The sequence below is a fragment of the Bradyrhizobium sp. CCGUVB23 genome, assembly GCF_024199885.1.
GTDB lineage: Bacteria > Pseudomonadota > Alphaproteobacteria > Rhizobiales > Xanthobacteraceae > Bradyrhizobium.
In genome coordinates this window covers 556,176-580,861 of sequence record NZ_JANADQ010000002.1, presented here as the reverse complement: position 1 = coordinate 580,861, position 24,686 = coordinate 556,176, and the positions used below count along the sequence as shown (strand labels likewise).

The 24,686-nt window shown below is 61.4% G+C and carries 26 protein-coding genes and 3 pseudogenes; 18 read left to right on the top strand and 11 right to left on the bottom strand.

Going from position 1 to position 24,686, the window contains the following annotated elements:
• Nucleotides 1-199 precede the first annotated feature (199 nt).
• The gene (locus tag NLN62_RS50875; RefSeq protein WP_254114212.1) at nucleotides 200-496 is read left to right on the top strand and encodes a hypothetical protein; all 297 of its coding nucleotides are present in this window, start codon (nucleotides 200-202) and stop codon (nucleotides 494-496) included.
• A gap of 312 nt (nucleotides 497-808) precedes the next feature.
• Here the strand turns inward: NLN62_RS50875 and NLN62_RS50870 are convergent, their stop codons facing one another.
• Complete coding sequence (locus NLN62_RS50870; protein ID WP_254114211.1) at nucleotides 809-1,393, bottom strand: hypothetical protein; 585 nt, start codon at nucleotides 1,391-1,393, stop codon at nucleotides 809-811.
• 30 nt (nucleotides 1,394-1,423) lie between these two features.
• Here NLN62_RS50870 and NLN62_RS50865 point away from each other — a divergent pair, with 30 nt between their 5' ends.
• Together NLN62_RS50865 and NLN62_RS50860 are read left to right on the top strand one after the other, a co-directional pair.
• Entirely contained in the window at nucleotides 1,424-2,266 is an 843-nt protein-coding gene (locus NLN62_RS50865) for an IS5 family transposase (protein ID WP_254114210.1), read from the top strand.
• Nucleotides 2,263-2,697, top strand: a complete 435-nt coding sequence (locus NLN62_RS50860; protein ID WP_254114209.1) for a hypothetical protein — start codon at nucleotides 2,263-2,265, stop codon at nucleotides 2,695-2,697. The genes NLN62_RS50865 and NLN62_RS50860 overlap by 4 nt, the downstream gene beginning before the upstream one ends.
• Here NLN62_RS50860 and NLN62_RS50855 read toward each other — a convergent pair.
• The 3 genes from NLN62_RS50855 to NLN62_RS50845 form a co-directional block, all read right to left on the bottom strand.
• On the bottom strand, nucleotides 2,685-3,785 hold the full coding sequence (locus NLN62_RS50855) for a hypothetical protein (RefSeq protein WP_254114208.1): 1,101 nt from the start codon (nucleotides 3,783-3,785) through the stop codon (nucleotides 2,685-2,687). The two genes, NLN62_RS50860 and NLN62_RS50855, sit on opposite strands and share 13 nt — an antisense overlap.
• A gap of 12 nt (nucleotides 3,786-3,797) precedes the next feature.
• Nucleotides 3,798-3,938, bottom strand: a complete 141-nt coding sequence (locus tag NLN62_RS50850) for a hypothetical protein (protein ID WP_198024887.1) — start codon at nucleotides 3,936-3,938, stop codon at nucleotides 3,798-3,800.
• Between the two features lie 108 nt (nucleotides 3,939-4,046).
• Nucleotides 4,047-4,715, bottom strand: a complete 669-nt coding sequence (locus tag NLN62_RS50845) for a DUF6088 family protein (protein WP_254114207.1) — start codon at nucleotides 4,713-4,715, stop codon at nucleotides 4,047-4,049.
• A 166-nt stretch (nucleotides 4,716-4,881) separates the two neighbouring features.
• On the opposite strand from NLN62_RS50845, the gene NLN62_RS50840 reads away from it, so the two are divergent.
• Both NLN62_RS50840 and NLN62_RS50835 read left to right on the top strand, forming a co-directional pair.
• Complete coding sequence (locus NLN62_RS50840; RefSeq protein ID WP_027556463.1) at nucleotides 4,882-5,133, top strand: type II toxin-antitoxin system prevent-host-death family antitoxin; 252 nt, start codon at nucleotides 4,882-4,884, stop codon at nucleotides 5,131-5,133.
• Nucleotides 5,126-5,533, top strand: a complete 408-nt coding sequence (locus tag NLN62_RS50835) for a hypothetical protein (RefSeq protein WP_254114206.1) — start codon at nucleotides 5,126-5,128, stop codon at nucleotides 5,531-5,533. The genes NLN62_RS50840 and NLN62_RS50835 overlap by 8 nt, the downstream gene beginning before the upstream one ends.
• A gap of 95 nt (nucleotides 5,534-5,628) precedes the next feature.
• Here NLN62_RS50835 and NLN62_RS50830 read toward each other — a convergent pair whose 3' ends face one another.
• The gene (locus NLN62_RS50830) at nucleotides 5,629-6,042 is read right to left on the bottom strand and encodes a TfoX/Sxy family protein (RefSeq protein ID WP_256576116.1); all 414 of its coding nucleotides are present in this window, start codon (nucleotides 6,040-6,042) and stop codon (nucleotides 5,629-5,631) included.
• 439 nt (nucleotides 6,043-6,481) lie between these two features.
• Here NLN62_RS50830 and NLN62_RS50825 point away from each other — a divergent pair, with 439 nt between their 5' ends.
• The 4 genes and pseudogenes from NLN62_RS50825 to NLN62_RS50810 all read left to right on the top strand — a co-directional run.
• Nucleotides 6,482-6,625, top strand: a complete 144-nt coding sequence (locus tag NLN62_RS50825) for a hypothetical protein (RefSeq protein WP_254114204.1) — start codon at nucleotides 6,482-6,484, stop codon at nucleotides 6,623-6,625.
• A 331-nt stretch (nucleotides 6,626-6,956) separates the two neighbouring features.
• Nucleotides 6,957-7,487 carry a DUF1269 domain-containing protein gene (locus tag NLN62_RS50820; RefSeq protein ID WP_254114203.1) on the top strand — a complete coding sequence of 177 codons (531 nt, stop codon included), beginning with the start codon at nucleotides 6,957-6,959 and terminating at the stop codon, nucleotides 7,485-7,487.
• Between the two features lie 437 nt (nucleotides 7,488-7,924).
• Complete coding sequence (locus NLN62_RS50815; RefSeq protein WP_254114202.1) at nucleotides 7,925-8,206, top strand: hypothetical protein; 282 nt, start codon at nucleotides 7,925-7,927, stop codon at nucleotides 8,204-8,206.
• A gap of 181 nt (nucleotides 8,207-8,387) precedes the next feature.
• Nucleotides 8,388-8,912: pseudogene (locus NLN62_RS50810) on the top strand (patatin-like phospholipase family protein); the annotation flags it as partial.
• Between the two features lie 25 nt (nucleotides 8,913-8,937).
• Here the strand turns inward: NLN62_RS50810 and NLN62_RS50805 are convergent.
• Nucleotides 8,938-9,222 carry a hypothetical protein gene (locus NLN62_RS50805; RefSeq protein WP_254113946.1) on the bottom strand — a complete coding sequence of 95 codons (285 nt, stop codon included), beginning with the start codon at nucleotides 9,220-9,222 and terminating at the stop codon, nucleotides 8,938-8,940.
• Between the two features lie 169 nt (nucleotides 9,223-9,391).
• Between NLN62_RS50805 and NLN62_RS50800 the strand changes: the two genes are divergently transcribed.
• Together NLN62_RS50800 and NLN62_RS50795 are read left to right on the top strand one after the other, a co-directional pair.
• On the top strand, nucleotides 9,392-10,477 hold the full coding sequence (locus NLN62_RS50800; protein ID WP_254114201.1) for a transposase: 1,086 nt from the start codon (nucleotides 9,392-9,394) through the stop codon (nucleotides 10,475-10,477).
• 15 nt (nucleotides 10,478-10,492) lie between these two features.
• Nucleotides 10,493-11,706, top strand: a protein-coding gene (locus NLN62_RS50795; protein ID WP_254107226.1) for an IS3 family transposase whose coding sequence is annotated in 2 segments (ribosomal slippage) — nucleotides 10,493-10,769 and nucleotides 10,769-11,706 — 1,215 coding nt in all. Because the reading frame shifts where the segments join, the coding sequence is not laid out codon by codon here.
• A gap of 1,053 nt (nucleotides 11,707-12,759) precedes the next feature.
• On the opposite strand, the gene traG is transcribed toward NLN62_RS50795, so the two are convergent.
• The 3 genes from traG to NLN62_RS50780 are packed head-to-tail and all read right to left on the bottom strand — an operon-like array spanning nucleotide 12,760 to nucleotide 15,161.
• Nucleotides 12,760-14,691, bottom strand: coding sequence for a Ti-type conjugative transfer system protein TraG (gene traG, locus NLN62_RS50790; RefSeq protein ID WP_254114200.1), 1,932 nt, complete (start codon nucleotides 14,689-14,691; stop codon nucleotides 12,760-12,762).
• On the bottom strand, nucleotides 14,678-14,893 hold the full coding sequence (traD, locus tag NLN62_RS50785) for a type IV conjugative transfer system coupling protein TraD (protein WP_254114199.1): 216 nt from the start codon (nucleotides 14,891-14,893) through the stop codon (nucleotides 14,678-14,680). Before traD ends, traG begins: the two co-directional genes overlap by 14 nt.
• A gap of 4 nt (nucleotides 14,894-14,897) precedes the next feature.
• Nucleotides 14,898-15,161 carry a TraC family protein gene (locus NLN62_RS50780; RefSeq protein WP_254114198.1) on the bottom strand — a complete coding sequence of 88 codons (264 nt, stop codon included), beginning with the start codon at nucleotides 15,159-15,161 and terminating at the stop codon, nucleotides 14,898-14,900.
• 248 nt (nucleotides 15,162-15,409) lie between these two features.
• Here NLN62_RS50780 and traA point away from each other — a divergent pair.
• From traA to NLN62_RS50760, 4 genes and pseudogenes are all read left to right on the top strand, one after another.
• Nucleotides 15,410-18,708: pseudogene (gene traA, locus NLN62_RS50775) on the top strand (Ti-type conjugative transfer relaxase TraA).
• Nucleotides 18,705-19,238 (top strand): conjugative transfer signal peptidase TraF, encoded by a 534-nt coding sequence (traF, locus tag NLN62_RS50770; RefSeq protein ID WP_254114197.1) that lies wholly within the window; start codon nucleotides 18,705-18,707, stop codon nucleotides 19,236-19,238. Before traA ends, traF begins: the two are co-directional and overlap by 4 nt.
• Nucleotides 19,239-19,257: 19 nt before the next feature.
• The gene (locus NLN62_RS50765; RefSeq protein ID WP_254114266.1) at nucleotides 19,258-19,692 is read left to right on the top strand and encodes a hypothetical protein; all 435 of its coding nucleotides are present in this window, start codon (nucleotides 19,258-19,260) and stop codon (nucleotides 19,690-19,692) included.
• Nucleotides 19,635-20,354 (top strand): nitrilase-related carbon-nitrogen hydrolase, encoded by a 720-nt coding sequence (locus NLN62_RS50760; protein WP_254114264.1) that lies wholly within the window; start codon nucleotides 19,635-19,637, stop codon nucleotides 20,352-20,354. The genes NLN62_RS50765 and NLN62_RS50760 overlap by 58 nt, the downstream gene beginning before the upstream one ends.
• Before the next feature lie 122 nt (nucleotides 20,355-20,476).
• Here NLN62_RS50760 and NLN62_RS50755 read toward each other — a convergent pair whose 3' ends face one another.
• Complete coding sequence (locus NLN62_RS50755; RefSeq protein ID WP_254114196.1) at nucleotides 20,477-21,712, bottom strand: sedoheptulose 7-phosphate cyclase; 1,236 nt, start codon at nucleotides 21,710-21,712, stop codon at nucleotides 20,477-20,479.
• A gap of 809 nt (nucleotides 21,713-22,521) precedes the next feature.
• Here NLN62_RS50755 and NLN62_RS50750 point away from each other — a divergent pair.
• Nucleotides 22,522-22,927: pseudogene (locus NLN62_RS50750) on the top strand (DNA methylase); the annotation flags it as partial.
• A 148-nt stretch (nucleotides 22,928-23,075) separates the two neighbouring features.
• A complete protein-coding gene (locus tag NLN62_RS50745; RefSeq protein WP_254114195.1) occupies nucleotides 23,076-23,483 on the top strand; it encodes a cupin domain-containing protein in 408 nt (135 codons plus the stop codon).
• 190 nt (nucleotides 23,484-23,673) lie between these two features.
• Here the strand turns inward: NLN62_RS50745 and NLN62_RS50740 are convergent, their stop codons facing one another.
• Complete coding sequence (locus NLN62_RS50740; protein WP_254114194.1) at nucleotides 23,674-23,940, bottom strand: hypothetical protein; 267 nt, start codon at nucleotides 23,938-23,940, stop codon at nucleotides 23,674-23,676.
• 219 nt (nucleotides 23,941-24,159) lie between these two features.
• Between NLN62_RS50740 and NLN62_RS50735 the strand changes: the two genes are divergently transcribed.
• Nucleotides 24,160-24,666: a Spy/CpxP family protein refolding chaperone gene (locus NLN62_RS50735; protein ID WP_254114193.1), complete on the top strand. Its 507-nt coding sequence runs from the start codon at nucleotides 24,160-24,162 to the stop codon at nucleotides 24,664-24,666.
• Nucleotides 24,667-24,686: the final 20 nt, after the last annotated feature.

Below are 24,686 nucleotides of genomic sequence, written 5' to 3'. Positions count from 1 at the left end.
CGTCCTCTTCAGCAACCCAGTAGCGGGGACTAACAGAACTAAGGGGTGTCCACGATGCCTCGATCGAGGGCACCAATGGAGGACAGTCGCTACTTGAAATGACCCTCAGATCTCGGCGCTTCTCAGCGGCGCCCCAATTCGTGAGAGCCTCGCGTGTTAGATAAGTCGCAGCCAATCCATTCCAGGATGTCGCAACACGATGCCAGTTCTCTTTTTGGGCTGGCAAAAGTTGAAGCTTCCTTTGCGCCCTGCGCGCAGCCGCAAACTTTCCGTCGCGCTTAGCCTGTTCCAGAGTCCTGCGCACCAGCTCTTCGGTTCGCTTCCATCCGGCGCCTGCAATTCTACCCTCGGCAAAGTACTCGAAGAAGACTCGGAACGTCAGGGCACGGCCTACGGCGACCCGCGACTCCAATTCTGGCTCGGTCAACCATCCCTGAAGAGCTTCGAGCTGCTCCGGCCCGCCAAGCGTGAGAACGTTACTGTCCCCGAAGATTGAGAATCTCGCGAATGCGGCAACCTCAAGCTGAGTATCCAAGTCTTGTGATTGCAGCCAACGGGTGATTGCTTCTAATGGAGACATGGCTTTATCTCCTTCCTTTGCAGTCCTGGTTGGAGCTTCGCGACTGGCATAAGGGGGCTTGAAAGCGATTCGGCTCATAGAACGCTGCGCTGGTCAACTACAAGAACTTGTAGGTGAGGAGGCCCAGCATGTGTGTGCATCCCAGTCCTACCAATGGTGGACGCTTCGCCCTTGAGGAAACCAGCACGGGATCGTTCCCCACATCCCAGGGGAATCGGGTGAAGGATTTTAGGGTACGATGAGGCTTGCGAGGAAGTCGTCGTCCCAGGCTACGGTCATGCGTTTGAGGCGTTGAGAGTCTTTTCCGGGCACCCTGCGGATCAGATTGTTGGCCATGTGTGTGAATGCTGATCGAACATTGACCCCATCGGCGTCGTCGAGACCCCACGCCGAAACACAGCGGAGGATAGCTACGTCGCCGAGAGCTCCAACACGTCGGCCATCAAGAAGCTGCGCTTCGAGGAACTCGTCGCGCAGCGCACGCCCCACTATCGCCAAGCCGATCTCACCGTCGTTCCGTGCGAAAAGCGAGACAACAGAAACGCAGATGCATGCGTGCAAGCGCTGCACACCCATCTTTGCGAGCAGGGCGCTCCGGACCGGAAACGCCCGGGAGATCAACCACAGGTATAGCGCGACGATCTGGGTAGGAAGCCTGTCTGTTTGGTAAATTCGTGGGTGGATGATTTTGCTGTGAGGGCCAGGAAACGCCACTCGTCGGATTCGCTTGAGTAGCCTGGCCACTTGCCATTGAGAACGGAGGTCTGAGTGTCCGACCGAAAAATAAGTGATATCAGCGAGTTCTGATTCCATTGGTGTTGCGAAGCATCAAAGGGATCGAGAATGTGGACTGATATCACTCGGGCACAGTTTGCCCGAGAGGAGCTGCGTTTGCCAAGCGACTTGACGGATGCGGAATGGGTCGTGCTGGAGAGGTTGCTTCCTGTGCGGGCCAAGCGCGGGCGGCGCCCGAAATGGAGCTATCGGGACATCGTCGAGGCAGTGCTCTATCTGCTGCGCGGCGGGTTGCCGTGGCGCATGCTGCCGCCCACTCTGTTTCCACCAATGACCACGGTGCAGTACTATTTCTACCAATGGCGCGACAGCGGATTGTGGCAATCGATCAACCACGCACTCCTGATGCTGGCGCGCGAGGCGATCGGCCGGGAGGCCTCGCCGACGGCTGGTGTGATCGACAGCCAATCGGTCAAGACCACCGAAGGTGGCGGCCCTCGCGGCTACGACGCGGGAAAGAAGATCAAGGGTCGAAAGCGCCACATCGTCACCGACACCCAAGGGCTCCTGGTCGGCGCGATCGTTCACGCTGCCGACGTCCAGGATCGCGATGGCGCGCCAGATGTCCTGTGCAGCATTCGCTACCGCTTCCCCTGGCTGCGCCATGTCTTCGCCGATGGCGGCTATGCCGGCGAAAAGCTCAAGGCGGTGCTAGAAAAGATCGGCCGGTGGACTGTCGAGATCATCAAGCGCTCCGATGCCGCACAGGGCTTCGAGGTGCTTCCGCGCCGCTGGGTGGTCGAACGAACCTTCGCCTGGCTCGGCCGCAACCGCAGATTGGCCAAGGACTTCGAGCGAACCATCGAAAGCGCAACTGCCTGGCTCTTCCTCGCCTCCGTCCAACTCATGACAAGGCGCATCGCAGCCATAAAAACAGCAATGCAATTTTGAGTCAGGCTCTGAGTGATGCCAACCTTGAGCCGCGGGGAGCTTTCGCGATCACGGCCATCATCGCGGCTAGGATGTGTTGGCTGGAGAGGGCCTATTTCATGCGATACGTTTGCCATATTGAAACGAACGAAGTTCTGCCGATGGATAGGGCGGGTAGGGAATTCACCACCCAACTCGAAGCCGATGACTACGGCGCCCGCGTCGCAAGTGAAGTCGGAATGGATGCTGGCGACTACTCTGACTGCCTGGTGACGGTGGCGGACGAGACGGGCAAAGAGATCGCCCGGCATCCTGTTTATAGATCTCTCGAGCTGACCGTTGTTCGAGCATGCCCTCGCTATGCCTTATGGCTTCGCGCTGATCGCGGCCGGTTGACAGCGACAACGAAAATCCAGATTCTGGCCATCACCCTGTCCTATCAGAAGCCGTAAGACCGCTCGGCCCAGCGCAGCAGCACGCGAGTATCCCGATCAGGTAAGACCACGCGCTGGTCACGCAGGCCCTTGGCGATCGCAAGACCAACCTCTGGCTCGACTCGATTACCATGGGCCATCAAAAAGAACCAACCAAATGGGACACCGACCTCACGGTCGATGGCTTCCACGCGGTCCATCAGGATATGAACCGAGGCGTCGCCAGCGATGAGCCTCTCTTCCGGCAGATGCAGCGGACGCGGCACGAATCCGATCTCGCGCGTGCCTTTGTCGTCATAGTCGTAAATGTCGAGCGCCCAGTGCGCGTACATGCGTTCGGCCAAAGCGCTGGATTCGTCCCAATCCTGGAAAAAGCGATTCTCCCGTGGCACGTACTCGAACCAGTCCGGCACCAATTCCAGGAACGGCGTCTCGGTCGTGCCCTCTCGCGTCACTTCCCGCACCACCCGGCGTTCCATCTCCGGCCGCTGCGCCTCGCGCTTTTCGCGCTCGAGGCGCGCGCACCGCGTCAGGAAGCTCCGGACGTGGACGACGCCGCTTCCGGCGCGGCCAAGCATCCGAAAGACCGGACCTTCGATGACATTGTTATCGGAGATATCGTCGTGCGCGATCCATGACGGGTCAAGCAATTCGTCCTTGCCCCAAGGGCGGTATGTGGGATTGACGATTGGCCCGACGCGCCATTCGACTTCTCGGCCGACACGGATTTGCACATAGTCCGCGGCGCCCGGTCCAGTCGGCGCGAAGGCGTACACGCTGTTGCCGTGCCACTCCGAGATCTGAAGATTGCTCTCGCGCAATCGTGTCCAGAGGGCGCCAATGTCGCCGTTGTCCTTGGCGAGCTCGGCTTCCATCCACGGCCGGTATTCTGCGATCCGTGTCCCGTCGGCGCCGATCACCGAGCGCGTATCGCGCCAATACCGGTCGTCGATGCTGACCGCCGAAAAGGAAAATCCCGGAAATGCCTCCGTCAGCGCGGCGGCCAGCGCCGATTCGTCAGCTCCGGCCGGAAGACGCGCGAGGACCGCCTCGATCGTGGCGGGATCGGGCAGTCGTGCAGGAATATTCTCCGGAACCTCATCCATGACTCAATCCTATCATCGCACCCTGTTCGCCGCGCGCTCGATCTCTTCCATCGACGCCAGGATGTGCTCGAACCGAGGGGCCTCGCCGAAGATCATTGGCGTCGTGTTTGCATAGTCACGCGCGAGCGCGTCGATCATGGCGACGGTCGGCACGAGCGCGAACGATCCCGATCGGCGCACTGAGCCGGTTCGCCGTCGTCAAGAAGAGATCGAGCTTCTCGCCGGGGGCGGCGGAGATGACCTCCGTGTAGGCTGCGCTGCTCACGAGCGATCCTCCGGTTCAGCGTCGCCACGCTCGAGCAACGGTCTAAGGAAATCCTGCATCCAGATCGGCATAGCTGAAAGACCCGCGCGAAGATCGTCGCGAATCTCCTTTCCATGCTGCGGGTTTGCGAACAGCTTGCTGAGGACGTTCTTCGCCGCTTGTCGATCGTCCTCCCTCGTCTTCACGTCCTGCATCCAATAGAGCGCCTGAATGACGCGCATGCCCGGTCGTCCAGCCCAATAGAGGCGGCTGGGCGCCGCCGACTTGAAATGGATGACCTGCTTTCCAAGCTTGATCGGCTTCAGGCGGGCGTCGACCAGGACCTCGATGCGGGCCGGGACAGCCGTGGTGAGGCCAAGATCATTTGCGGCGGTCATACCGTCGACCAGGACGCGGGCCTGGTCGCGACGCGCCACAGCCCTGATTACGGCGCGATAGTCGGGGACCATCGGCTTGCCTGTGAGATTGCTCTTTCGCGGCCCGTCGTAGAGTCCACGGTCGATACGACGCAGCTCGCCAGCCGCGACCAGGCGCTGCAGCGTCTTGTCAACGGCCGCGCGGCTGCCGAGGTCGGCGAAATCGCCGGGTGTCCAAACCTCTGTCGGCGCCGCGTCGATGCGGGCTATGAGCCGCGGTCGGAGATCCGTGATGGGTTGATCAAGCATGTCCGAAATATGATGCAAATTTCGGTCAGTGGCAAGGGCGTCCGAATAATGCAGCATTGTTCGGACGGAGAGTCCGGCATCCTCGATTGCCGTGGCAATTCTAATTCATTCATCTTGCCGAAAACGGCTAATTCACCTATTTTAGGGGGAGAAAAGGAGACGATTGGTGGCCAGCTTCACCCTGACAGATCTCGGTAACCGCTCAGGCGAGGTGGTTGAAGCCGCTTTCAGCGGTCCGGTCGACATCACCAAGCGCGGCAAACGGAAATTCGTGCTGCTGACGGCCGAACAGTTCGACAGGCTGGCCGCCAGCACCGCGCAGAGAGCGCATCGTGTCGAGGATCTCGCCGGCGCCGAGCGCGACGAAATCCTTACCGGCCTCGATGCGATAGCGAAGGACGCGGGCAAGGATGATTGATCCCCGGCACGGGGATGTCATCCTCTATTCTTATCTGTGGGCCCGCGAGCACGACCGGGGCGAGGAAAGCGGCCGGAAGGCGCGGCCCACCTGCGTCATGCTGATCGTGGCGGGGAAGGACGGAAAACCGAAGCCGCTACTGTTTCCGATCACCAGCCAACCGCCGCGAGCCGATGCACGCTCAATCCAGATTCCCGAAACGGAGGCGCGGCGAGCCAAGCTTTACACGCCGGCATGGGTCATCGTCGACGAGTTCAACACTGACGACCTTGCGACGTCCTGGGCGATCGAGGATACAAAACCGCTTGGACAGTTCTCGCGCAAGTTCATGTCGCGCATTGCAGTTGAAGCCGCCGCCGCGATCCGGGCAGGTGCGATCCGCAGCGTTCCGAGGCGCTAGGCGGTCCCCGTTGTGGTGGATGAGAAGGCGGTCACGAGAGCGTAGGATTTCGCTCCCTCTTGCAATCCATTCCAATCGGAAGATTTGCAAAAGCCCTATGATTTTGGGCGACGCGTCCGCTGCTTTCCCGGTTTCCCAGGGCGTCGGTTGCGTCCTGGCGCCGTCCGTTCCCTCTTCACCGCGACCCGCCGCGCTGCCTCCAGCGCCAGTCGCGCCCACGTGACGAGTTCATCGGGCTTGTCGAACAATCGCTCCGGCGCGCGCCAAAAGGAGAGGTCGATGGTGCCGCCCTTCTTTTCGTAGTTGAGGGGCGGAAAGGACTCCGCTTCCTTGAAGGCTGCCCGGCTGTCATCGTCAACCCGGAAATAAAGCGTGTCGTCCCTCACCATGGCGAGCATAAACCCGTCACAGAACACGCCTGTCTTGCCGAACATGCGCCGCATCGCTATGCGCCCGAGTGGAACGAGTTGCTCGCAAAGGAACTCGGCAAAGCTGTCGCTGGAGACCATCAACGTCCCCAAGAAAGAGCGGCATCAAATTCGATGCCGCGCAGATGTTGCGCCTTGCCGCCGAAGATAAGCGACGATCAGCATGATCACTGTAAGCGCTTAGCCGGAACCCTTGCTTCGGGATCGGTATAGCTGTGCGAAAGAAGCCTCCGGCTTGGACGGAGGTTTGGGATGGGATTGGACAGCAAAAAGGACGTCCATTTGGACGGCTCAACGATGGCCCCCGGCCACCAATAATTATCGAGAACAAACATCCTCGCTGCTCCATCGGCAGAACGCCGGAATAGGCTGTTTCATTCTCCGAACGCCTGCGGACGATCACGCCAAGGGAGGCGTACGCACGATCTAGGGTGCAACTACCAACCTTGGCAATTGATGGCAAAGGCGGACATATGGCAATCGTAGTCGTAGAGAAATCGACTCGAACGGGCCAGATGAAATGAAAGACGTCCTGCTCGGCACGGTAGCTCTTATCGCACTCGCCACTTCGGCCTCGGCCGCCGATCTGGCGGCGCGCCCCGACATCAAAGATTTTCCAAGGATCACTCGGATCGACGACCGGAATCGGCAACACGGCAAGTGATCTTCGCATGTGCTCTCGCCGACGGCTTCTGGAATTGACAGCATCATCGACCGTCTGGTCGAACAAGTCGCTGTCAGACTTTCGTAAAGGGCTTGCGGGAAGGACGAACGTTGGCTGGTCACCCTCTTTTGGATGCCGCCGCGCTTTTTTTTGCTCGGCGCGCCAAGGCCGCGGTGCGATCTTGAGAAATGCGAGACGGCAGGTTCGCTCATTCACGTCAGCAGCCCAGGGCTGTTCGGATGCACTGGCTCGCGGCTTAAGCTCGCACTCCCACTATTGAGCGGTTGTCTGGCCCGCGGGCGGCTCCGCCGACAACGCTGAGGAGAGTTTCATGTCTGATCTTGTGGCAATCGTGTACCCGACCGAGGCGGCGGCCGAGAAGGTGCGTCAGCAGCTTCTCGGGCTCCAGAAGGAATATCTGATCAGCCTTGGCGACGCCGTGATTGCGGTCAAGACAGATTCGGGTACCATCAAACTTAACCAGTTGGTGAACACAACGGCCATAGGCGCGGCGGCCGGCAGCTTCTGGGGCCTCCTCATCGGGATGATCTTTCTGAATCCCATCATCGGTGTCGCCCTAGGGGCAGCGTCAGGAGCGCTCGGAGGTGCCTTGACGGATTTTGGCATCGACGATGCTTTCATGAAGGTGTTGTCTGCGAAGCTCGAACCCGGAAACGCCGCTCTTTTCGTTCTGATCAAGAACATGACCGCGGACAAGGTTTTGAAGGAGATCCAAGACGCCGGTGGCGTCGTGCTCAAGACGTCCCTGAATGAGACGAAAGAACAAATTTTGCGCGATGCGCTCGCGAAGGCGGCGCAACCCCTCACCGGGGAGCAACCGCAAGGCGCGGCATCATCCTGAACGATCCTATCGAATTTCGTGGGATGACCTAACCGCATAGACGAAACGGCCTGCAGCCGATTTCTTGCCGCTATTGAAGAGGTGTAGAAAATGAGCGTTCTTAATCGCCGTGCTATTCTTGGCCTCGCACAGGGGGCCCTGGCCGCCGTCGCGGTCGGCGCAATCAGTGTTCATCTTATCGAGAGCGCAGAGGCGATACCGATTTCCACACAATCATCCGGCGCCGAAAAGTCCCCCAGCCGAATGACGTTGGCCCAATGGGGCCCGCCGCCCCACCCGGGTTGGGGACGGTCCCCGCCGCGCCGCCATCGCCGCTGGGTTTGCTGGTGGCATCGCGGCCGTCGAATCTGCCGCTGGCGGTAGGGCCGTTCACGGAGACTGCCGATTGAAGGGCATATCGCGGAGCCTATCCAGCCCTCGCTCAGGGCGGAGCACTTATGCGCAACAAGTCCCAATGGTTTCTCATAGTCATGCTGGCGGCACTTCTCGTCGCCTCGATTTGGTACTGCCTGCAGATCTGGCGCACGACCCCGGCGATGCCGCCGTACGGCAACGTCATTATGAGTTTGACCGCTCTCGTGATGGTCGTGTTCGGATCCGGACTGATCGCACTGATATACTTCAGCGGGCGGAAAGGCCTCGACGAGACGGCACGGATGAGCAGGAGGTCCCGCAAGTGGAGGCCGGCGCGTGATCCGACCCCAGGCCAAGATTCGTAAGCAAAGAGCGAAACATGAGCCTTTCCGACGCTCCGTTCGAACTGGCAGCAATTCTCACCATCACGGCCACCGGCGGTATGGTCCGGACGCAGCCCGGCTGGCCGTCGGCGTCGTGGAAACCACCAGTTCGGATCCAAGTTCGGCAATACGCCAAGTATCAGCCATCCAACGCTTGAGCGCCATGAACCGATCCCCACTCCTGATCGACCTTGCGCTTCAAGGCGGCGGTTCGCATGGCGCGTTCACCTGGGGCGTGCTCGATCGCCTCCTCGAAGAAAGATGGCTTGAGATCGTTGCCATCTCCGGCACCTCGGCCGGCACGATCAATGCCGCGGTCCTGGCCGACGGATGGACGGCAGGCGGCGCCGAGGGAGCTCGCCAGGCGCTTGACGAGTACTGGCGCCGTGTCTCGCGCGCAGCGACCTTCAGCCCACTGCAGCGATCGTCGTTCGACCGACTATTGGGTCGCTGGACGCTAGACACGTCTCCCGCATACATCTTGACCGACCTCGTGTCGCGGCTGTTGTCACCTTACGACCTTAATCCGACAGGCTACCATCCCCTACGCAAGGTGTTGGTTGAAAGCATTGATTTCGAGCGTCTGGCACGCTCACCGATCAAGCTTTTCACCACCGCGACTCGGGTGAGAACCGGGCGTGGGCACATCTTCCGCAACGCAGAGATCACGCCTGACGTGCTCTTAGCTTGACTTTGGCCAATTTTACACTTGTTCATCTTGTACGCGGAACCCTGAACATCGGATCGTTCTCGACGATTTCATGAGCGCTCGTGAGCATGAGTTTCATGCGCCCCATATTGCCAAAGGTCGTCCAGCGCCCCTTCACGTTCGACCAGTAGAAGAGCTCGAAGCGATCGGTATCTGGAATGGGGCGCAGCCGTGCGACCGGATTTGAAGTCCGACGGTTGATAACTAAATAACCGCCACTGCTCTTTTCTATGTCGTGATGCGTGAACTGAGCAGCAATCTGGGCAAGCGTTGGGTCGGATTTTGCCATAGCGCTCAATGTGCTCGATGGGTGCCGCGCGGGCCAGGATGAATCGGTTTGCCGACTCAATTTGTCGCAGCTGGACGAGGTTGCTGCGATTCATCGTGCCGATTCTACCGATGGGATGCAACATGCCCGCCTTCTCCCCCGCTCTTGCGATCCGCTGCCGCCGCGTTTTGTGGCCCGGCTTGCCGTCTTCACCGATCTGTTCACACGCCCCACTTGGCTGAATGTTCTGACGCTGCTCGCCGGCGTTATCCTGGCGCCCGGCCGGCGCACTGTCACGGCGGCGCTGCGCATCTTAGGGCGGGAGCGCGATCGCGATTTCTGTACTTTCCATCGCGTCCTCAACCGAGTGGCGTGGTCGTCGCGGGCCGCGGCAGGCCACCTGCTGCTCCTGCTGATCAAGGTCTTCGTGCCGGCCGGCGAGGCGGTGGTGATCGGGCTCGATGACACCATTGAGCGGCGCTGGGGGCCCAAGATCAGCGCCCGCGGCATCTATCGCGATCCGGTGCGCTCCTCCAAGGGGCACTTCGTCAAAGCCAGCGGCCTGCGCTGGCTTTCTGCCATGTTGCTGGTGCGCGTGCCGTGGGCCGATCGCGTCATGGCGCTGCCTTTCCTCACGCTGCTCGCCCCCTCCAAACGCTTCTATGACGGCAAATCGCGCTCGCCCAAGACGCTGCTCGATTGGGCCCGCCAGGCCGCCCGGCAAATCCGCCGCTGGTTGCCCGATCGATATATCGTACTGGTCGCCGACAGCGCCTTTGCGGCCATCGAATTCCTTGCCGCAGTCCGCAAGCACGTCTGCGTCGTCACCCGCCTGCGCCTCGATGCCAACCTGTTCGAATTTCCCCGACCAAAGCGCAAAGCTCGTGGCCGCCCTCCAATTCGAGGCAAGCCCCACAAAAAACTCTCTGCCATCCTCAAGGATCGCAACGTGTCCTGGACGCGTTATCGGGTCAGTCTCTGGTACGGCCGAACCAATCGCACCGTCGAGATCGCAACCGGCACTGCGCTGTGGTATCGCGGCGGTGTTCCGCCGGTGCCGATCCGCTGGCTGCTCGTCCGCGACCCAACCGGCGAACTCGACCCACAGGCTTTCCTGGCGACCGATCTCAACGCTCATCCCCGCGACATCCTCGCTTGGTTCGTCAGTCGCTGGCAGGTCGAAGTCACCTTCGAGGAAGTTCGCGCTCACCTCGGTGTGAAATGGACCCCGGTTTTGGGACCAGAGGCTAAGTTGGAAAAGGGCCGCTCCGTTTGATAGACGGAGGGCATGATGACGAAGAAGACACGACGGAAGATCGACGCGGCGTTGAAGGCAAAGATCGCGCTGGAAGCCGTGCGGGAGCAGGCGACGGTGGCCGATCTGGCCCAGCGCTATGAGGTTCACCCAAACCAGATCTATGCCTGGAAGAAGCAGCTGCTGGACCAGGCGGCCCGGGCTTTTGACGCGGGTGTCGGGCGCGAGAGCGAGGAAACGCGCGAACGCGAGATCGAGAAGCTGCACGCCAAGATTGGACAACTGACAGTCGAGCGCGATTTTTTAGCGCGGAGGTCCGGAAGATGAGCACGCCGGACCGTCGAGGAATGCTCGATCGCGCCGACCAGGCGCTGTCGATCCGCCGGCAATGCATGTTGCTTGGCATCGCCCGTTCTGGGGTCTACCGGCCGCCACGGCCGGCCAACGACAACGACCTTGCCCTGATGCAGCGGATCGACGAGCTGTTCACCGCCTGGCCATTCCTGGGCTCGCGGCGGATGACCGCGATGCTGAAGACTGAGGGGCTTCAGATCAATCGCAAGCGCGTGCAGCGGTTGATGCGCAAGATGGGCATCGCGGCGCTGGGACCGAAGCCGAACACGACAAAGCCGGCGCCGGGCCACAAGATCTATCCCTATCTGCTGCGCAACATGACGATCGACCGGCCGAACCAGGTATGGGCGGCCGACATCACGTATCTGCCCATCGGCCGCGGCTTTCTCTATCTCGTCGCCATCATCGACTGGGCGAGCCGTGCGGTTCTGGCGTGGCGGTTATCGAATACGATGGAGGTCTCGTTCTGCGTGACGGCTCTGGAAGAGGCGCTGGCGAAGTACGGCACGCCGGAGATTTTCAACACCGACCAGGGCAGCCAGTTCACCAGCGTGGCCTTCACCGGCGCGCTGGCGGCCGCAAAGATCAAGATCTCCATGGATGGCCGCGGTCGTTGGATGGACAACGTCTTCATCGAGCGGCTGTGGCGGTCTCTCAAGCATGAGGACATCTATCTCAAGGGCTATGCCGACGGCCGCGAGGCCAAGGCAGGGATCGCGAGCTGGATCGCCTTCTACAACGATCGTCGCCTTCATCAGTCCCTCGGCTATCGCACGCCGATGGCGGTCTGGCGCGAACGGATGCAGGCCGCGAAGGCTGTGGACATGGTGGACAACGCTGACGCGTTGACCACATGCCCACAGCAACAGCAGCAGACAGAATCTCTGGCTGCGTGATAGAAAGGGATCAGGAGCGATCAGTTTCCAACTAACAAGCCGGTTCAACCGGTCCCGCTTCGCGGGTCCATTTCAGTGTCGAGACCCAGCGCCAGTGGTCGGACAAAGCCATTCTGCGCTCCACCCCGATTTTGCTCGGCCTCTACTCCATCATCACTCTATGGACCCACGACCTCGCCAAGGCACGAAAGCTGAAGCCCAGAACCGCAGCTTGGTATCCAAAAGCCACCCTGACCTTTAGCGATGCGATCGCCGCCGTTCGACGCCAAATATGGGCTCATCAGATTTCTTTCATGTCCCGGCCGCGCCGTGACAGCATAGAAATTCCGCGCCATATCTGGCGCCGGATGGAGAATGCGCTCGCCTACGCCGCATAAATCGGCCAAAGTCGAGCTGAGCGGGCAAAAAATAGACGGCATGCAGGTCGCTGGGCGAGGTGATGATGAAGTCACCGTCTAGAACATTTGGCGGGGCTTATGGATTCACCTTTGGACAATGGCAAGCGTCCGATCACTTGTCCGTCCTTTTTTATCGGGCAGCTATGAGCTCCCTGGGGAACGCGTTGATCGTGGTGCGTTTTGAACAGCCAAAGAAACCTTGACCCAAGCGCAACTGAAGCCGGGTTCTAATAGCCTTGCGGACTGGGGACCGTCATCGCGCAGCGCTCGTTGGCCTATGACCAGCCGCGCAGCAGCGCGCGCATCTGCACATGCGTTCAGAGGGCGTCGGAGCGTGGCTGTCTTCCTCAAACTGAGGGCCGAGACAATGTAAGGAATGATCGGTCACCTCTACGTTCGAGGTTGGTTTTGCACGGGGGACATGGCTTCTTATCGCAAGGCGCGGCGGCCGGTAGTAGCCATGGTAGCGCTGGCTCGCAAACGAGCCGATCGTTGAGCCCGCGGTTGCTGTCGTTGCTGGATGCGCTCCGTCTCGGCTTTCCGTTCCCGGACAATATTAGCTTCGCCGCACGCCCCTTCTTTCTCTGCTTTGGAACCGGCCGGTCTGTTGGAGGCCGGCCACGTCTTTCCCCCCCCATCGCCGCTTTCATGATCATCAGCGACGGCTACTTGCTTCTCGCCGGTAGAACCTGTTCTCGCCGACGCAGGCCCGCATGTCGACGCGCCGGAACCAGATGGCGCGACCGCAGCGTAGCGGCGGGTTGCCCGCCGTGAAGATGATCTGTTCGTCGGTCCGCATGCGCAGCACCTCATGCGGCAGCAGCAGCGGGCGGCGCGCAAGCTGTTTGGACCGCGTCTGGGAGGAACCGGACATCTGCGAGGACCGAGTCAACTGATCAACCTCGACCGTCGTGTCGCCGCAGCGCTTGGAGATGTAGTCGGCAGTTTCGGGATCGTTGATTGCCGCGAAGGAGATCCAGGAGGCGCTCTCGAACCACTTGCTGGTGGCATCACGTCCGCCATAGGCCTCGCGCATTTGGCCGATCGACTGATAGAGCATCAAGAGGGTGATGCCGTACTTACGACCGGCGTCGCGCGCCGTCTCGAGAATGCGTAAGTACCCGAGGCGAGCGACCTCATCGAGCAGGAACAGGGTCCGGCCGGTCGCTTCGCCATTGCGATTGTAGATGGCGTTAAGGAGGGCGCCGATGATGACGCGGGCAAGGCCGGCGTGGTTCTCCAGCGTCTTGAGGTCGAGATTGATGAAGACGTCCGTCCGGCCCTCCGCCAGCTCGGCCGTCGTGAAGCTCGACCCCGACACCAGCGCGGCATAGTTGGCGTAAGAGAGCCAGTGCGTTTCCTTCACGGCGTTGGCGTAGACGCCGCTAAAAGTCTCCGGGGTCATGGCGATGAACGGCGCGACGTTCTCCTTCACGAACTCCGATTCCGAGTTGTCGTAGATCGTCTGAAGCCGCTGGCGCAGCTTCGGCTCCGGCTCGGACAGGTTGGCGCGGACCTGGCGCAAGTGCTGATCTTTCCTGTCCGTATGACCGGACAGACAGACATCGGCGATCAGGGCCGTCAGCAGCTGCAAGGCTGAGGCGCGAAAGAAGTCGTCCCGCGCGGAACCCTGGCGCGGATTGTCGGTCATGATCCATGAGGCGACGGCGGCAATGTCCTCTTCCTTGGTCGCGCCGTGCTGGCCGATCCAGTCGAGCACATTGAAGCCGATCTCTGACGAGCGCGGGTCGAGCACGAAGACCTGCCGGCCTGCGTCGCGTCGGTGCGCGCTTACTATTGGCGCGACCTCGTTGGAGGGATCGAGGACGACGAGGCCGCTGCCCCATTTGAGCGCCGTTGGCACCGTGACGGATACCGTTTTGAAGCCGCCGGACCCTGCAAACACGATGCCGTGCGATGAGCCAAAGGACGCGTCGAAGCAGAGTAGGGGAGATTTGCCGCCGGCGCCCCATGTCTCGGCGTCCTCAGTGCGGAAGGACTGGTCGGCGACTGCATCCCGGTCGACGCGATAGCGCTCCCCGACCACGATGCCGCCTGCCTCCGGGAACAGCCGTGCAGCCTCGGTCATCGCCATCCAGTCGGACTCACCATGGATGGCGCGCCGGCCGCGGATGCGGCGCGGTTCAGCGGCCGCGAAGGCGGCATTGCCTCTCATGGCCACGCGCAACCCGAACACGACCGCGAGCGCCGCGATCGTCGCTCCGATGACGGTCGCGGAATCGGCATAGGCGACAAGCCGGCCTCCGGCCGGCAGAGCATCGGCGAAGGAATGGAGGCGCGTGATCTCGCGCGAGACAGCGATCGCGACCACAACGAGACCGCCGAGCACGACGCTCCAGCCGGCGAAACAGACCGCCGTCGCACCCGCCGCCGCGAACAGGAAGACGACGCCGATCGCCGCAGCTATGAAGTAGGGTAGGGCGATGCCGATCCGGCCGAGCAGCAGGCGCGCGGTCGGCGTGGTCCCGAACTTAGAAAGCCACGCCTCGATGCCGGTGAGGGCCAGGCATAGGCCCACCATCAGCACGGCCGGCGCGATCACCAGCGCGATCTTACTTCCCTTCATGACCAAACGCCTTCGCGCCGATCGCCGTCAGGCGCTCGCGTTCCGCTTCGTTGCCGCGTAAGCGGTTCGAAGCATCGATCAGCAATCCCAGCAACAGCGCGCGCTTCTCGTAGCGCAGCCCGGCCTTGGCGATCAGGCCGCCAAGCTCGATCTTCTCCCGCGTATCCTTCTTTCTGATATCATTGGCATCGAACCTGCGCATGCGCTCAGCCCTTTTCAGCCACGCCCGAAGACGCGCCAGTCGGGACCGTCGCAGGCGCGTTCGCAGGTCGGGAGCCACCACCCTTGCGAAAGCGTTCGGCGATCTCCGCGAACGCTGACAGCAGTGCCCCCTCGTCGACCTCGAACTCCCCGATACCGGCCTTCAGTGCGATCCGGCCGATCCGCTCGGCCTCCCGGATTTCGGCCTGCCTCAGCTGATCCTGCAACCGAGCGATTTCGTCCCTGATCTGCCGCGAGGGCTTTTTCATTCCGAAAGACCTTTCCTTTCAACTTGCCGCGAAGCGTCCGAAGGAAAGCCGGGCTGAGCGCAAAGCGCGACCCGGGTAATTAACGGGGTCGGCGAAGCCGACGCTTTGGAAGATCATCCCGCCGTTCCGAAGGAGCGGTCTAAGGGCGCAGTAATACGTCGCTGACGCGACGTCCTGCTTCTCGCCCCGAATTGGGGGGCCGATCCCGTCGAACGGCATGTTCACTTGTCCGAAGGATCGCTCCAGTCGTGGCTATCACGCATTTCACGCCCCAGCTCATCGGACGCGGCGATGGCCGCAGCGCCGTGCTGGCCGCCGCCTACCGGCATTGCGCAAAAATGGCGTTCGAGGCCGAGGGCCGTACCGTCGACTATTCGGGCAAGCGCGGGATGGTTCACGAGGAATTCCTGGTGCCAGCCGACGCGCCCGCCTGGCTCCGGACCATGATCGCCGATCGCTCCGTTGCGGGCGCGTCGGAGGCTTTCTGGAACAAGGTCGAGGCCTTCGAGAAGCGGGCGGATGCCCAGTTCGCCAAGGAGTTCATCGTCGCACTGCCGGTCGAGTTGACACCTGAGCAGAACATCGCGCTGATGCGCCAGTTCGTGGCCGAGCAGGTGCTGTCGCGCGGGCAGGTCGCGGACTGGGCCTATCACGACGAGCCGGGCAATCCGCATGTCCACCTGATGACGACGCTGCGGCCTCTCACCGAGGACGGATTCGGGCCAAAGCGGGTCGCGGTCATCGGTGAAGATGGGCAGCCGCTGCGCATGCAATCCGGCAAGATCGCCTATCGGCTTTGGGCCGGGGACAAGCAGGAGTTCCTCGCGCAGCGCAACGGTTGGCTCGACCTGCAGAACCAGCATCTGGCTCTGAACGGTCATGAGATTCGGGTCGATGGGCGCTCCTACGCCGAGCGCGGCATCGACGTCGCGCCGATGCCCCATATCGGCGTTGCGGCCAAGGCCATCCAGCGCCGGGCACAGCGCGAGGGGCGCGATCCCGACCTCGAACGGCTGCGCGTGTTTGAGGAGAGCCGGGCCGAGACGCTAAGACGAATCCAGCGCCGTCCGGAGATCGTGCTCGACCTGATCTCGCGGGAAAAGAGCGTGTTCGATGAGCGGGATGTCGGCAAGCTCCTGCATCGCTATGTCGACGATGCCGGAACGTTTCAGCACTTGATGGCGCGGGTGCTGCAAAGCCCCGATGCGCTGCGGCTGGAAGGCGAACAGATCGATTTCGCCACGGGCGCGCGGGCGCCGGCGAAATATACGACACGCGAGCTGATCCGGCTCGAATCCGAGATGGCGCGGCGGGCGGTCCACCTCTCCGGCAGCACGGCTTTTGCCGTGAAGGCACAGATGGTCGCGGCCGTGTCCGCGCGAAACGCCAACCTCTCGGCCGAGCAGCGCACGGCCATTGCGCATCTTGGGTCCGGGCAGCGGATTGCGGCGGTTGTTGGTCGCGCGGGGGCGGGCAAGACCACGATGATGCGGGCTGCGCGGCAGATGTGGGAGGCCGCCGGTTATCGCATCGTCGGCGGCGCCTTGGCGGGAAAGGTGGCCGAGGGATTGGAGAAGGAGGCGGGCATCCAATCCCGCACGCTAGCCTCCTGGGAGTTGCGCTGGAAAAGCGGTCGGGACGGCCTCGATGATCGAACGGTTTTTGTCCTGGACGAGGCTGGCATGGTCGCCTCGCGCCAGATGGCGCTGTTCGTCGAAACAGCGTCTAAGGCGGGAGCGAAGCTCGTCCTGGTCGGCGATCCCGAGCAGCTGCAGCCGATCGAAGCGGGGGCGGCGTTTCGCGCAATCGTCGAGCGCGTCGGCTATGCCGAGCTCGAAACGATCTATCGCCAGCGCCAGCAATGGATGCGCGAGGCATCGCTCGATCTTGCCCGTGGCCGCACGGCGCAGGCCCTGTCCGCCTATCGCCATCATAGACGTCTGTTCGACTCGGAGTTGAAGGCGCAGGCGATCGACAGTCTCATCGCCGATTGGAACCGCGACTACGATCCGTCCAAGTCGACCTTGATCCTGGCGCATCTGCGCCGCGACGTCCGCGCGCTGAACGACATGGCGCGGGCCAAGCTCGTCGCGCGGGGGCTGGTCGAAGACGGATATGGCTTCCGAACCGAGGACGGCGAGCGCCGGTTTGCGCCTGGCGACCAGATCGTCTTCCTGAAGAACGAGGGCTCGCTCGGCGTCAAAAACGGCATGATCGGCAAGGTCGTGGAAGCCGGGCCAGCGCGCCTGGTCGCCGAGATCGGTGAGGGCGAGGGCCGCCGCCGCGTCGAGGTCGATCAGCGCTTCTATCGCAATATCGACCACGGCTATGCGACGACCGTGCATAAGGCGCAAGGCGCGACGGTCGACCGGGTCAAGGTGCTGGCAACGCTGTCCCTGGACAAGCACCTGACCTATGTCGCGCTGACTCGGCATCGTGAGGATGTGGCGCTCTATTACGGCCGGCGTTCGTTCCAGAAGGCCGGTGGCCTGATCCCGATCCTGTCGCAGCGCCGAGGGAAGGAGACCACCCTCGATTAGGAACGCGGCGCTCTCTATCGCGATGCGCTGCGAACCGCGGACTGAACATCGTCAGGGTGGCGCGCACGCTGGTGAACGACCGCCTGCGCTGGACGGTTCGCCAGAAGCAGCGCCTCGCCGACGTGGCGCGTCGGCTGCGGGCGCTCGGCGACAAACTCGGCCTGGTCGACAGTCGCAAGCTCATCATCAGCACCGCACACAAGGAGGCGAAGCCCATGGTCGCCGGCGTGACGACCTTCCCCAAATCCCTCATCGACACCGTCGAGGACAGGATCCTCAGTGAGCCCGCCATCAAGAAGCAGTGGGAGGACGTCTCTACTCGCTTCCGCGTCGTCTTTGCCGATCCCGAGCGCGCGTTCCGCGCGACGAACTTCGACGCCATGCTGAAGGATGCCACTGCTGCAACCTCGACGATCGGCCGTCTCGCCACAAACCCGGAATCCCTCGGAGCGCTGCGCGGGAAGGTCGGCCTGCTGGCGCGCAAGGCCGACAAACAGGAGCGTCAGCGCGCCGAGGCCAATGTGCCCGCGCTCAAGCGCGAGATCGAGCGTTACTTACGCCTTCGCGCCGAGGCTGAGCACAAGCATGAGACTGAGGAACGCGCGATCCGGCAGCGCGTCGCCATTGAGATCCCCGCTCTGTCGCGCGATGCCCGCCGCGTGCTTGAGCGCGTGCGCGACGCCATCGACCGGAACGACCTGCCGAGCGCGCTCGAATTCGCGCTGGCGGACCGGATGGTGAAGGCCGAGATCGACGGGTTCAACACAGCCATCGCAGAGCGCTTTGGCGATCGCACATTCCTGCCGAACGCCGCTAAAGAGCCGAACGGGCAGGCCTTCGAGAAGGTGGCGGCCGGCATGGATTCGGCGCGGCGCGCGCAGCTGAAAGAAGCCTGGCCAACCATGCGCGCAGCACAGCAGCTCGCAAGCGGCGAGCGCACCGCGCAGGCCCTCAAGCAGGCTGAGACGGAGCGTCTAGCCCAACGCCAGGGACAGACCCTGAAATGACCTCTCGACGCTTGCCTGTGATGATCCTGTTGGCTGGCGCCGGTCTCATTGTTGCCCTGACCTGCGCCGGCTGGTGCGCCGGACTGCGCGTCAACATGACGCCAAGTTATCCCCGCGGCCTGTGGCGGATTGAGATGCTGGATCGTGAGGCCGCCGTCGGCGATCTCGTCTTCATCTGTCCACCGCATACGGCCGAGTTCGAACGCGCATTCGCGCGCGGCTACATCCGGCGCGGACTGTGCGCCGGGGGCTTAAGCCCGCTCATCAAGACCGTCGTCGCCATCGGCCGCCAACAGGTCTATGGGGCCAATCGGGTCTCGATCGACGGACGTCCGCTCCCCGATTCCGAGGTCCAGCATGCCGATGCCGCCGGCCGTCCTCTCGCGCCGTTTGCCGGCGGCGTCGTTCCCGCCGGCGAGCTCTATCTCCACTCCGATTTCGCAGGCTCCTATGATTCCCGCTACTTCGGCCCGATCCCGTCATCGGGCATCCTTGGCCTCGCGCGGCCAGTCCTCACTTTCGGCCCATAGCTCCTGGCGGAGCACGGCGATGGCCGTCGCCGCGGCCGTGGTCGGGGCTGTTGCCTGGTGCGGTCATGCGCTCACCCTGCCGCTAGCCTGCGCGTTCCCGACGCTGTGGGCGTTCGCGCCCTCACGGTCGATCTCAGCGGCAGTGAGCGCCGCCTATTTCCTGGCGGCCTCGCGCGGGCTGCCGCAGGGAGCGGTCAATTTTTACGGCACCGATTTCGGCGTCGGCATCGCCTTGTGGATCGGGGCTGCGGCCAGCTTCGTCCTTGTCCACGCCGTGCTGTGGCAAAGCCGGCCGGGATGGGGGAGGGCGCTCTGGTTTGCGCTCGCAGCGATCCTGATGAGCGTGCCGCCTTCGGCATCGTCGGATGGGCGCAGCCGATCACGGCGGCCGGCATTTTGTTTCCGGGATGGGGATGGTGGGACTGGGCGCGACCAGCCATCCTGTTCACCATGACGACGAGAAAGTGGCCCATCGCGGCGATCGTCGGGGCCAGCTTCTGGGCCTGGTCGGCCGCGCACTGGATCGCGCCGTCGCAACCCGACGGATGGGTTGGTCTCGATACCAAGCTTGGCAGCGTGCTTGGCCGAGCTCCGAACCTCGATCAATCCCAGGCGTTGCTCCAGCGCGTGCGCGAAGCGGCCGCGGCTGGAGCGCGCGTTGTCGTGTTTCCCGAGAATGCGGCCGGGCTGTGGACGCCGACCGCGAGCGGCTTCTGGGTGGACGGCCTTCGCGGCAACGACGTCACGCTGATCGTTGGTGCGGCGATCGTCAATCGCGAAGGCTATGACAATGCCATGATGGAGATCAGCGCCGGTCGCGCGCGCCGGCTCTACGGCGAACGCATGCCCGTCCCGGTTTCGATGTGGCAACCTTGGCTCGCATGGACGGGGCAGGGCGGTGGGGCCAGAGCCAGTGGCGGACTAGCGGTGACGCAACTCGTCGAATCGAAGGGCGCCGTCATGATGAAAGACGGTATACCTTCCGGCATCGCGACATCCGGTCGAGTGCTCGTCAAATTCGCCTCCGGCAGCCTGACTGCACTATCGGGAAAGGCGCTCAATTTCAGCAGCAAATCGACCGGCCCAAACAGGTTTGACCTGGAGTTCACGGAGTGAGTGCAGTGGCGCATCGATCCACGAGCATCATGGGAGAGAGACGATGATCGCTCTGATGAATCTGCCCTGCAAGCTCACATGCAAGATCCGTCCAAACTGCCACGTTGATCTCAGCCGTATCCTCAGAGGCTGAGCGCGTTTCGAGCATTTTCGTGCTGATTCCTGATTGCGTCGTCCACTGGCACTCTCGCTGTGGTGTGAGACGCCTTTTGTAGATACTCAATCGTTTCCCCAATGAGAGACATCGAGAGGCAATTGGTGTCCTTTACAAATGTGTGCCGGCCAATCCCGGTGGGCACCACCAAGTTGAGCGCGCCATCTCTGTGTTTCTTTGTGGCCTCAAATGCGCCCTCGACCAGTGATCCGTCCAGTTTTGCATGATAGATCGGCAGCCCCGCGTTAGTGAGCAGGTGAACAATGCGCAGCGCCTCCCGCTCTGTTATCAACGACAATCGCGACGCCAGAATTGCGCTGAACGCAATGTCAATTGCGACGGCGAAACCGTGATGCAGTTGGTAACCTGTCGCTGCTTCCAATGGATGGCTTAAGGTGTGACCAAAGTCGACTGCACGCTCCAATGTTACCGTCTCGAAAGGGTTCTCGCTGAGCTGAGTAAGCATTCCCGAAATCGACCGCCTCAGAACCCTCTTTGCGACGGCCTCTGGCTCTTGAAATCGCGTTCGCGTCAGATCGGTGACCGTCGCCTCAACATCCTCGAACAACGCGCCATCACAAACGCACGCGAGCTTCACGATCTCGGCGATGCCCTGGAGGATGCCATCTTCGCTGAGGGTTCTAAGGAATGTCGGAATGACAGCGACCGCTTTCGGCGGGTAAAAGCAACCGATGTAGCTCTTGAGGACGCCAAAGTTGACACCGCCCTTGAGTCCGATGCCCGCGTCCACCTGCCCGATTAGGGTGGTCGGAATCCGCACATGAGATATACCCCGTCGCAGAAGAGACGCGGCGAGACCAACGATGTCGGAGCACACGCCGCCGCCGATCGAAACAAGAACACCGCGGCGATCGATATCCGCTTCTTGGGCCTGACGACAGACAGCCATGACAGCATCAATAGATTTTGTTATTTCTGTGCATGCCAGCACGAACACACGCGGCTCGACGTCTAGCACCGACCAACAAGCGCTGAGCTGTTGCGAATAAAGGCGATAAACGGTTGGCGTCATAACGACGAGGATACGATGGTCGTTCAGATGAGTCTTGATCCATCGCGTGAAAGAGGCTGAAGTGACATCCTCAAACACGTCGACTCCAAAGCGGCAAGAGCGGCTCGCTTCAAGCTCCGGCGCAGCGACGTCGGGATGTTCAGTCGGCGAAACGGCCAGCGAAGGTTTCATGTCGATCTCCTGGTAGTCCTCTAACTTGGCGATTCTTTCGATCAGTCGCCCGAGAAATGAGCATTGTCACCAAGGGTCCTCCGATGGTGGTGCGCTCCGACAGCTGCGAGCGAAGGTGCCTTGGATGCTCCTTGAGGTGGATGTGCCGCGTGATCCGGTAAGTGCCGTCGTTCAGACAATCGGCTGTGGATCTGACAAGTTCCCGCGTGCAACCGGCACGCTTCAGTGACTGCAAGGATTGAGTTCGCGCGGATTCCTTGCATGGCTTCGAATGCCGCCGCGAACAGGTTGACACGATGTGAGTGTTTTCCAACCTTGATGAAAGGCTTGGCACCAGCGCCAAGCACACGTCCTGGCGCTTGTTTGTCGACACGCAGAATGGAGAGGCAGAATGGAGAGAAGGTGTCAGCCATCACTGTCGGACCTATTGTGGGACAGCAGCCGGACGCAACCCGACGGCTCCACAGCTTGCATGGTACAACGACAGGGGATCGCAGATGTTGGAGATCATTGATGCCGATCTCCAAGTCGCTTAAAATAGATTCCGTCCAATCAAGCCGCTCCTCAACGACACGCAGGCGCAACCGAACCATTTGGGTCGGCGGCTGGGCCTACGCTCTGCGACAGAACGACCAAGCGCTACGTCGTGCATAAATCCTGCTTCAGTTGATCGGATTTCGAGAGCTTCAGCACCTGCAAGATTTGGTAGGCGGAGCCCCAAAGTGGCAAGCGAACCCGATCGCGATTGCCGCGCGCCATGGAAAGTTGTCCCCCCCCCGGCGACATGAGGAATTGCCCCCTCCTTGGATAGCCGAGGAGGCACCGACCGCTGGCACGCCGGCGAGTTGCTCGCCGACGCGCTCAACAGCAGGGTCCCGCCGATCTTCGACACCATCAAGGAGGAGAGGAGCGAGCGGCGCGTGCTCAATGTCGTCGACACCGAGGCCGCGAAAGCAAAGCTGCAAAAGATCAAGGACGCCTTCCAGCGCTGGATCTGGTCCGATCCGGATCGCACCGATCGCCTGGCCAGAGTCTATAACGATCGCTTCAACAACATCGCGCGAAGAGCCCTTCGACGGCTCCCACCTGAAGCTTCCGGGTGCCTCTGGCGCCTTTGTTCCTTATGGGGACCAGAAGCGCGGCATCTGGCACATTGTCTCGGCCGGATCGACGTATCTCGCCCATGCGGTCGGAGCCGGCAAGACCATGCCGATGAAATAAACCCGAACCCGATGACCGTAATACGATTCCGAGGGTTGCGGTCACTTCAAAATCAAACCGCCGTCACGGCGACGATTTTGCCCTCGTTTGCCCTCAGCTTGACATCCCGGTAGTAGTACATATTCAACACAAAGATAACGCGATGCGGTTTGAGAAGGTCGTCATGCCTGACCCTGATCTTTTCCCAAAGACATTTGATCGCTGCAATTTGTTCGAACTGCCTCTCGAGCGAGAATGCGCCCACTGCGGGGAGGGGGACGTGTTTGCGCGTCGCATTGCTGTACCGTGCAATTTTGCAGGCACGTGCAATTATATTGATTACGCAGAAGTCCCTCCCGGCTCGTCCATTGGACGGCATCGGCATGAACCGGATGAGGAGGAGTTCTATCTCGTTCTTGATGGGCATGGTGAAATGTGGAGAGACGGCGATGTCTTTCCTGTCCGCGCTGGCGATCTGATCCGCAACAGCCCAGGCGGAGCGCACGGTCTGAGGAACGTTGGTTCAAAAACCATCCGTCTGTTTGTGTTCGAGCTGGCGGTAGCGCCATGATCTCGCAAGAAGATCGAACGGCGCTTATGGCCGACGCGTAGGAGCGGATTTGTGCCTTTTGGCGCTCGCGCGGACATAAAGACTGAAGTACGCCATGACAGGTGTGAATACTGATCGAACATTGACCCCCATCGGCGTCGTCGAGACCCTTTCAGGCCGTTGATTTCATTGATTTGAGATGACGGGACCCCTACGCTGATCGTGGTCGAGACCCCACGCCGAAACACACCAGTCCCGTCAGTTGTCGATGCAGGCCATATCCGCAGGGGCCGGCTTCGTAACAAAAACTTACCTGCCGGTCGCCCTTGCCAAGCTTCTTCGCCAGCTTGTCGATTTGATCGGCGCTATTAGGGATGATCCCCAAGTTACGAACTTCACCGCCGCGCATCGCTTCGGCCACTGCGACCGAAATCGTCGCCTTGGGCACATCCAGTCCCACAAAAATGCTATTGTTCATCAGGCCCGCTCCCCATGCTTGGGGCTCGGCGCCGGACCATCCGGCGCAACCCTCGATGGAGCTTGCCGCGGGGCGGGCCGCCCGTCACCTCAGAGGGCAAACATAGGGTCTAGAGAGCTTATAGAGGTTCACCAACCTGTGAATGTATTGTTGATCTCTATCAACCAGTTTCCGTCGTCTTAGGTGCAGCGTTCCGTCATGGCAATCCAGGAGTTTGCGATGATCAAGAAAGTAGCCGTTGCAGCAGCTGCGGTTCTCGTAACAGCGTCACCCTTAGCGTACGCGGCAGAGACGTCTTCCTCTGTCGGAGTGACGCATCCTAGCGTTACCGACCTGAACGCCTTGACGGATGTGCGTGTGGCAACAATCAAGGCTGCCTTGCAGCTAACACCCGACCAGGAAAAGTACTGGCCGGCCGTGGAGGATGCCATACGGGCCAGAGCAAAAAACCGGCAAGCTCGATGGGAACGGGTGGCGGAACTGCGCGATAGCAGCTCGCCGGAAGCTCTTCACGAACGCAATCTGGTTCAGCTGATGCAGCGTCGGGCTGAGTCACTGAGCCAACGTGCTTTAGATCTCAAGAAGCTCGCCGATGCTTGGGAGCCACTCTATAAGACGTTAAGCCAGGAGCAGAAGAAGAGGATGGCTTTCGTGACACTCGTCGCCACACGCGGAATACGAGATAGGATTGAACATCGTATCGATTCCGAAGATGATGACGAGTAAGGGTCCAGGAGAAGACTAGC

What these genes read in the sequence shown, in the direction of transcription:
- NLN62_RS50875 (WP_254114212.1), top strand. Translation starts at nt 200, where the DNA reads ATGCCAGTTCTCTTTTTGGGCTGGCAAAAGTTGAAGCTTCCTTTGCGC.
- NLN62_RS50870 (WP_254114211.1), bottom strand. Translation starts at nt 1,393, where the DNA reads ATGGAATCAGAACTCGCTGATATCACTTATTTTTCGGTCGGACACTCA.
- NLN62_RS50865 (WP_254114210.1), top strand. Translation starts at nt 1,424, where the DNA reads ATGTGGACTGATATCACTCGGGCACAGTTTGCCCGAGAGGAGCTGCGT.
- NLN62_RS50855 (WP_254114208.1), bottom strand. Translation starts at nt 3,785, where the DNA reads ATGGATGAGGTTCCGGAGAATATTCCTGCACGACTGCCCGATCCCGCC.
- NLN62_RS50845 (WP_254114207.1), bottom strand. Translation starts at nt 4,715, where the DNA reads ATGCTTGATCAACCCATCACGGATCTCCGACCGCGGCTCATAGCCCGC.
- NLN62_RS50835 (WP_254114206.1), top strand. Translation starts at nt 5,126, where the DNA reads ATGATTGATCCCCGGCACGGGGATGTCATCCTCTATTCTTATCTGTGG.
- NLN62_RS50830 (WP_256576116.1), bottom strand. Translation starts at nt 6,042, where the DNA reads ATGGTCTCCAGCGACAGCTTTGCCGAGTTCCTTTGCGAGCAACTCGTT.
- NLN62_RS50825 (WP_254114204.1), top strand. Translation starts at nt 6,482, where the DNA reads ATGAAAGACGTCCTGCTCGGCACGGTAGCTCTTATCGCACTCGCCACT.
- NLN62_RS50820 (WP_254114203.1), top strand. Translation starts at nt 6,957, where the DNA reads ATGTCTGATCTTGTGGCAATCGTGTACCCGACCGAGGCGGCGGCCGAG.
- NLN62_RS50815 (WP_254114202.1), top strand. Translation starts at nt 7,925, where the DNA reads ATGCGCAACAAGTCCCAATGGTTTCTCATAGTCATGCTGGCGGCACTT.
- NLN62_RS50805 (WP_254113946.1), bottom strand. Translation starts at nt 9,222, where the DNA reads ATGGCAAAATCCGACCCAACGCTTGCCCAGATTGCTGCTCAGTTCACG.
- traG (WP_254114200.1), bottom strand. Translation starts at nt 14,691, where the DNA reads ATGAAGGGAAGTAAGATCGCGCTGGTGATCGCGCCGGCCGTGCTGATG.
- traD (WP_254114199.1), bottom strand. Translation starts at nt 14,893, where the DNA reads ATGCGCAGGTTCGATGCCAATGATATCAGAAAGAAGGATACGCGGGAG.
- NLN62_RS50780 (WP_254114198.1), bottom strand. Translation starts at nt 15,161, where the DNA reads ATGAAAAAGCCCTCGCGGCAGATCAGGGACGAAATCGCTCGGTTGCAG.
- traF (WP_254114197.1), top strand. Translation starts at nt 18,705, where the DNA reads ATGACCTCTCGACGCTTGCCTGTGATGATCCTGTTGGCTGGCGCCGGT.
- NLN62_RS50765 (WP_254114266.1), top strand. Translation starts at nt 19,258, where the DNA reads ATGGCCGTCGCCGCGGCCGTGGTCGGGGCTGTTGCCTGGTGCGGTCAT.
- NLN62_RS50755 (WP_254114196.1), bottom strand. Translation starts at nt 21,712, where the DNA reads ATGAAACCTTCGCTGGCCGTTTCGCCGACTGAACATCCCGACGTCGCT.
- NLN62_RS50745 (WP_254114195.1), top strand. Translation starts at nt 23,076, where the DNA reads ATGCGGTTTGAGAAGGTCGTCATGCCTGACCCTGATCTTTTCCCAAAG.
- NLN62_RS50740 (WP_254114194.1), bottom strand. Translation starts at nt 23,940, where the DNA reads ATGAACAATAGCATTTTTGTGGGACTGGATGTGCCCAAGGCGACGATT.
- NLN62_RS50735 (WP_254114193.1), top strand. Translation starts at nt 24,160, where the DNA reads ATGATCAAGAAAGTAGCCGTTGCAGCAGCTGCGGTTCTCGTAACAGCG.